Origin of the sequence: Microbacterium sp. AR7-10, assembly GCF_001878835.1 — a bacterium.
GTDB classification, from domain to species: domain Bacteria; phylum Actinomycetota; class Actinomycetes; order Actinomycetales; family Microbacteriaceae; genus Microbacterium; species Microbacterium commune.
Window position 1 is genome coordinate 1 of record NZ_MJIR01000099.1, and the last position, 4,995, is coordinate 4,995.

The window sequence follows — 4,995 nt, forward strand, 5'->3', positions numbered from 1 at the left end:
CCCCGAAGCTGCAACCCGAGAGTTCGCCGGCGGCGTCAGATGGTTATAAGAGACAGAACACGACGTCGACGGAGGAGGAGGGGACGCGGAAACAGCAAGAGGCGCTGTCTACAGACAGCGCCTCTTGCTGTATCCGCGTCCCCTCCTCATCCGTCGACGTCGTGTGAGTCGAGAGTGCCGGGAAGCCATCCCGGCGGATCGAGAGGATGACGACGATGCGCACACTGGTCCTGAACGCCGGATACGAACCGCTGACGGTGGTCTCGTTCAAGAGAGCCATGGTGCTCGTGATGAACGACAAGGCCAGCGTTATCGAGCGGGTCGAGAATGATCCCGTCATCGCGGGGCGGCGACGGTTCGACCGCCCCGTGGTCATCCTGCTCACCCGGTACGTGCGTGTCCCGGCCGCGCGCCGGCAGCCGGTCACCCGTCGCGGAGTGCTTCGGCGCGACGAGCATCGCTGTGGATACTGCGGGAAGGCGGCGTCGACGATCGACCATGTGATGCCGCGCTCGCGCGGGGGAGGGGACAGCTGGGAGAACCTCGTCGCGTGCTGCCTGCGGTGCAACAACGCCAAGAGCGACCGCACGCCGCAGGAGATGGGCTGGGAGCTGCATCGCACACCTCGAGCCCCGCACGGCGGAACGTGGGTGGTGCGCGGAGTGGAACGAGGCGACCCGGTGTGGGAGCGATACCTCGCGCTGGCGGCCTAGGCTCAGGCCGGCGACTAGACTTGTCTGGCGCCTTCGTAGCTCAGTCGGATAGAGCGGCCCTCTCCTAAAGGGCAGGTCGCAGGTTCGAATCCTGTCGAGGGCACGACGACGCAGGGAGCCACCCGGAGGGTGGCTCCCTGCGTCGTCTATCCGCCCGCCTATATCGTGGGCTCAGTGCGCGGCGTGATACGCCTCGAGCACGTCGGCGGCGATGCGCCCGCGCTCGGAGACCTTCATGCCCTGCTTCTTCGCCCATTCACGGATCTCGACCGTCTCGGATGTTGCCGCCGAGCGGCGTCGCGGTGCGGAAGAGCGCGTCGCGGTGGACCCGGCGGCGCGCCGGCCCGCCTCGATGTACGGGGCGAGTGCGTCGCGCAGCGCCTCCGCGTGGGAATTCGTCAGATCGATCTCATAGGCGACTCCATTCAGTGCGAAATGAACGGTCTCTCCTTCGCCCACCTCGAGAAGCGTTCCATCGATATCGTCGACCAGCTGGTGCACAATTCTTCGAGCCATGAGAATAAGGTATTTCAATTCCTGAGGCGTGCGCAATCGACGCGCGCATTCATATTTCGAATGCATCGCGCGAAATGTCTTCGCGGGTCAGGGAAGAAGGCCCGCGCGCCTCGCGCGCGCCACCGCCGCATGGCGTGTGGACGCGTCGAGTTTCGACATCGCAGCGCTCAGATACGCTTTCACCGTGCCTTCGCGCAATCCCAGCTGCGCGGCGATCTCGGCATTCGTCGAGCCGAGCGCGGCACGCGCGAGCACATCCGTCTCGCGCGGCGACAGTCGCACGGTCGCGAGCGGCTGCGTCGTCGTGGGCGGCTCGGGCGATGATGCACCCACCAGGCGTCGTTCGATCGCGGCGATTCGCTCTCGGATCCTCTCGTCGCTGACCGATGCGGCGATGCTGCGCAGCTCGGCGAAGCTCTCTCTGAGATCCTCGAGGTGCGAGCCCTGCACGGCCGCATCCCGCCGCATCGATCGCATCCGCCGCTCCACCTCGTCTCGGATGCGCAGCTCGTTCGCGACATCTTGCGCCACGGCCATCGCCGGCGCGGTGGTGACGCCGCCGACGCGCGACTCTTCCCACGCGCCCGCGTAGAGCACGCCCCGCGGGCGTCCCTCGACGACGATCGGCAGTGCGAGCAGGGTGCGCAGACCCTCGCCGAGCACGAACACGTCGTAGTCGTGCGTGATGTGCTGCGATGTGCGGTAGTTGCTCGTCATCCGAGGTCGGAGCTCGATCATCGCGCGTCCGCCGAGCCCGCGCTCCGGCCGCACGGTCAGCCCTTCGAGGCTGTGCGTGCGATTGCCGACGATGCTCGTCACCCGCACGACACCGTCTTCGATGAGCCCGCCGAATGCGACCGGGAAGCGGGTGCGACGGGCGAGTTCTCGCACGCCGGCGGACACGGGGTCGTCGGCGACCCCTCGGTGATTGTCCGATTGCACTGATACCAACTTTCGGGGGTGACGACAGGGCCCGCCCGTTTCGTAGCGTCGACGATACCACCGCGTGAATTCCTTCACGCGGACGACGGACATGTGGCAAGGAGGCCCCATGACTCAACCGACGACGCACGATTCCGCTCCGGGAATCGACTACATCGCTGTCGAGGAATCGGACAGATTCCAGGGATTGAGAAGACTGCAGCGCTCGTTCATCTTCCCGATGGCCGGGTTCTTCCTCATCTGGTATTTCGCTTACGTGCTGTTGGCCGCGTTCGCGACGGATTTCATGAGCCAGCGGGTATGGGGTGACATCACGGTCGGCCTGCTCATGGGGCTCGGCCAATTCGTCACGACTTTCGTCATCACGATGGCCTATGTGTCCTTCGCGAACCGACGTCTCGATCCGGTCGCGACCGAGATCCGTGAAGAGCTCGAGAAGGCGGAGGCGAAGGCATGACGACGACCCATCTGGCCGCCGAGGCGGTGCAGAACGACCCCGTTCTGAACATCGCGATCTTCGGCGCATTCGTCGCGGTCACCCTGTTCATCGTGATCCGCGCCAGCCGCAACAACAAGACGGCAGCCGACTACTACGCCGCGGGCCGTTCGTTCAGCGGCACGCAGAACGGCTTCGCCATCGCGGGCGACTATCTGTCCGCCGCGTCGTTCCTCGGCATCTGCGGAGCGATCGCGCTGAACGGGTACGACGGATTCCTCTACTCGATCGGCTTCCTGGTGGCGTGGCTCGTCGCGCTCCTGCTGGTCGCGGAGATGATGCGCAACACGGGCAAGTTCACGATGGCGGATGTGCTCTCGTTCCGTCTCAAGCAGCGGCCCGTGCGCATGGCGGCGGCTCTCACCACCCTCGCCGTCTGCTTCTTCTACCTGCTCGCGCAGATGTCAGGGGCAGGCGGGCTGGTCTCGCTGCTGCTCGGCATCGACGACCGGATCGGCCAGTCGCTGGTGATCGCCATCGTCGGCGTGCTCATGATCGTGTACGTGCTGATCGGGGGGATGAAGGGCACGACCTGGGTGCAGATCGTGAAGGCGGTGCTGCTCATCGCCGGTGCCCTCGCGATGACGCTGTGGGTTCTCGCCCTGCACGGCTTCAGCCTGAACACGCTGCTGGAGAGCGCAGTCGACAACTCACCCAGCGGAGAGAAGATCCTCGGCCCTGGTCTGCAGTACGGCGCGAACCCGCTCGACTTCCTCTCGCTCGGCATGGCGCTCGTCCTCGGCACGGCGGGCCTGCCGCACGTGCTGATGCGCTTCTACACCGTGCCCACGGCGAAGGAGGCGCGGCGGTCGGTCGTCTGGGCGATCTGGCTCATCGGCGGGTTCTACCTGCTGACCCTCGTGCTCGGGTACGGGGCCGGCGCGCTCGTCGGACCCGAGCGGATCGCTGCGGCGCCGGGCGGCGTGAACTCCGCGGCGCCGCTGCTCGCCCAGGCCCTGGGCGGTCCGCTGCTGATGGGCTTCATCTCGGCGGTGGCGTTCGCGACGATCCTCGCGGTCGTGGCAGGCCTGACGATCACCGCAGCCGCATCGTTCGCACACGACATCTACTCGAACGTGATCAAGCGCGGCAAGGACGGCACGGGGACGGCCGACCCGAACGGCGAGGTCAAGGTGGCCCGGCGCACGGTCATCGTCATCGGAGTGCTCGCGATCATCGGCGGCATCGGCGCTCAGGGGCAGAACATCGCCTTCCTCGTCGCGCTCGCGTTCGCGATCGCGGCGTCGGCGAACCTGCCCACCATCCTCTATTCGCTGTTCTGGAAGCGCTTCAACACCCGCGGCGCGGTGTGGAGCATGTACGGCGGCCTGCTCGCGGCCATCGGTCTCATCGTGATCTCCCCGGTGTTCTCGGGCAACGACAAGGCGATGATCCCCGGGATCGACATCGCGATCTTCCCGCTGAACAACCCGGGCATCGTCTCGATCCCGCTGGGCTTCCTGCTCGGCTGGATCGGCACGATCACGGCGAAGACGGCCGAATCACGCGCCCTCGCCGCCGAGATGGAGGTGCGCTCGCTGACCGGCTTCGGCGCCGAGAAGGCGGTGGATCACTAGGTCTCTCCCCAGATATACCCGAACGCCGCGTCCCTCGCGCGGCAGGAGCGGAGCCCGGCGGCCTACACGTCGGGCTCCGCTTCGTTCGGCACCTCGTCCCCAGAAGGCGACCGCCGCCGCGCCCCAGCGCGGCCGGATCACGACCGCGCGGCCGACGCCTCGCGCTCGAGATCGAGCAGATACCGTTTGCGTTCCGGATGCGCGCCGTAGTGGCCGGGTGTGCCGTCGGAGCGGATCACGCGGTGCACGGGGACGATCACCGACAGCGGAGTGACCCGGCATGCGGTGCCGACGGCTCGGGCCGCACCGGGGCTGCCGGCGATCACCGCGACCTCTCCGTAGCTCATGGTCTCGCCCCACGGGATGCCGCAGACGGCCTGCAGCGCGGATCGGGTGAATCCGTCGACCAGACTCCAGTCGAAGGCGAAGCGCTCGTCGAATCGCACGGGCCTCCCGTCGAAGTACTCGTCGAGCGCCAGGGTGAGCTCGTCCGCGGCGCCGGGCGACGACACGGGCATCTCGCCGATGCGTCGGCTGACGCTCTCGAGAAGCCATGGCACCCGCGGATCCGCCGACTCCGACAGGTCGAAGCTGACGATCCCGGCATCCGAGAAGACCGCGAGCGCGTCGCCGAACGGCGTGGGTGCGAAGTCGTAGCGAAAGGTCATGCCCCCATCCTGCTCCCGGCCCCTGCCCCTGGGGTGCGGCGATCGCGGAGCCGGTGCACAACCGCGACCGGCGGATGCGCTGT

General features: G+C 67.1%; 6 protein-coding genes and 1 tRNA gene. 4 read left to right on the plus strand and 3 right to left on the minus strand.

The features are described from left to right. Positions 1–215: 215 nt before the first annotated feature. Both BFN01_RS13125 and BFN01_RS13130 read left to right on the plus strand, forming a co-directional pair. Complete coding sequence (locus tag BFN01_RS13125; RefSeq protein ID WP_071644796.1) at positions 216–713, plus strand: HNH endonuclease; 498 nt, start codon at positions 216–218, stop codon at positions 711–713. A gap of 29 nt (positions 714–742) precedes the next feature. Beyond that, positions 743–816: transfer RNA gene (locus tag BFN01_RS13130), tRNA-Arg, on the plus strand. Between the two features lie 68 nt (positions 817–884). Here BFN01_RS13130 and BFN01_RS13135 read toward each other — a convergent pair. Together BFN01_RS13135 and BFN01_RS13140 are read right to left on the minus strand one after the other, a co-directional pair. Then, positions 885–1,229, minus strand: a complete 345-nt coding sequence (locus tag BFN01_RS13135; protein WP_071644791.1) for an Lsr2 family protein — start codon at positions 1,227–1,229, stop codon at positions 885–887. Positions 1,230–1,316: 87 nt separating this feature from the next. Next, a complete protein-coding gene (locus BFN01_RS13140) occupies positions 1,317–2,171 on the minus strand; it encodes a LuxR C-terminal-related transcriptional regulator (RefSeq protein ID WP_071644792.1) in 855 nt (284 codons plus the stop codon). Between the two features lie 109 nt (positions 2,172–2,280). Between BFN01_RS13140 and BFN01_RS13145 the strand changes: the two genes are divergently transcribed. Together BFN01_RS13145 and BFN01_RS13150 are read left to right on the plus strand one after the other, a co-directional pair. Beyond that, positions 2,281–2,628: a DUF485 domain-containing protein gene (locus BFN01_RS13145; protein WP_071644793.1), complete on the plus strand. Its 348-nt coding sequence runs from the start codon at positions 2,281–2,283 to the stop codon at positions 2,626–2,628. Further along, on the plus strand, positions 2,625–4,244 hold the full coding sequence (locus BFN01_RS13150) for a cation acetate symporter (protein ID WP_071644794.1): 1,620 nt from the start codon (positions 2,625–2,627) through the stop codon (positions 4,242–4,244). The genes BFN01_RS13145 and BFN01_RS13150 overlap by 4 nt, the downstream gene beginning before the upstream one ends. A 137-nt stretch (positions 4,245–4,381) precedes the next feature. On the opposite strand, the gene BFN01_RS13155 is transcribed toward BFN01_RS13150, so the two are convergent. Further along, entirely contained in the window at positions 4,382–4,912 is a 531-nt protein-coding gene (locus BFN01_RS13155) for a methylated-DNA--[protein]-cysteine S-methyltransferase (RefSeq protein WP_071644795.1), read from the minus strand. Between the last annotated feature and the right edge of the window lie 83 nt (positions 4,913–4,995).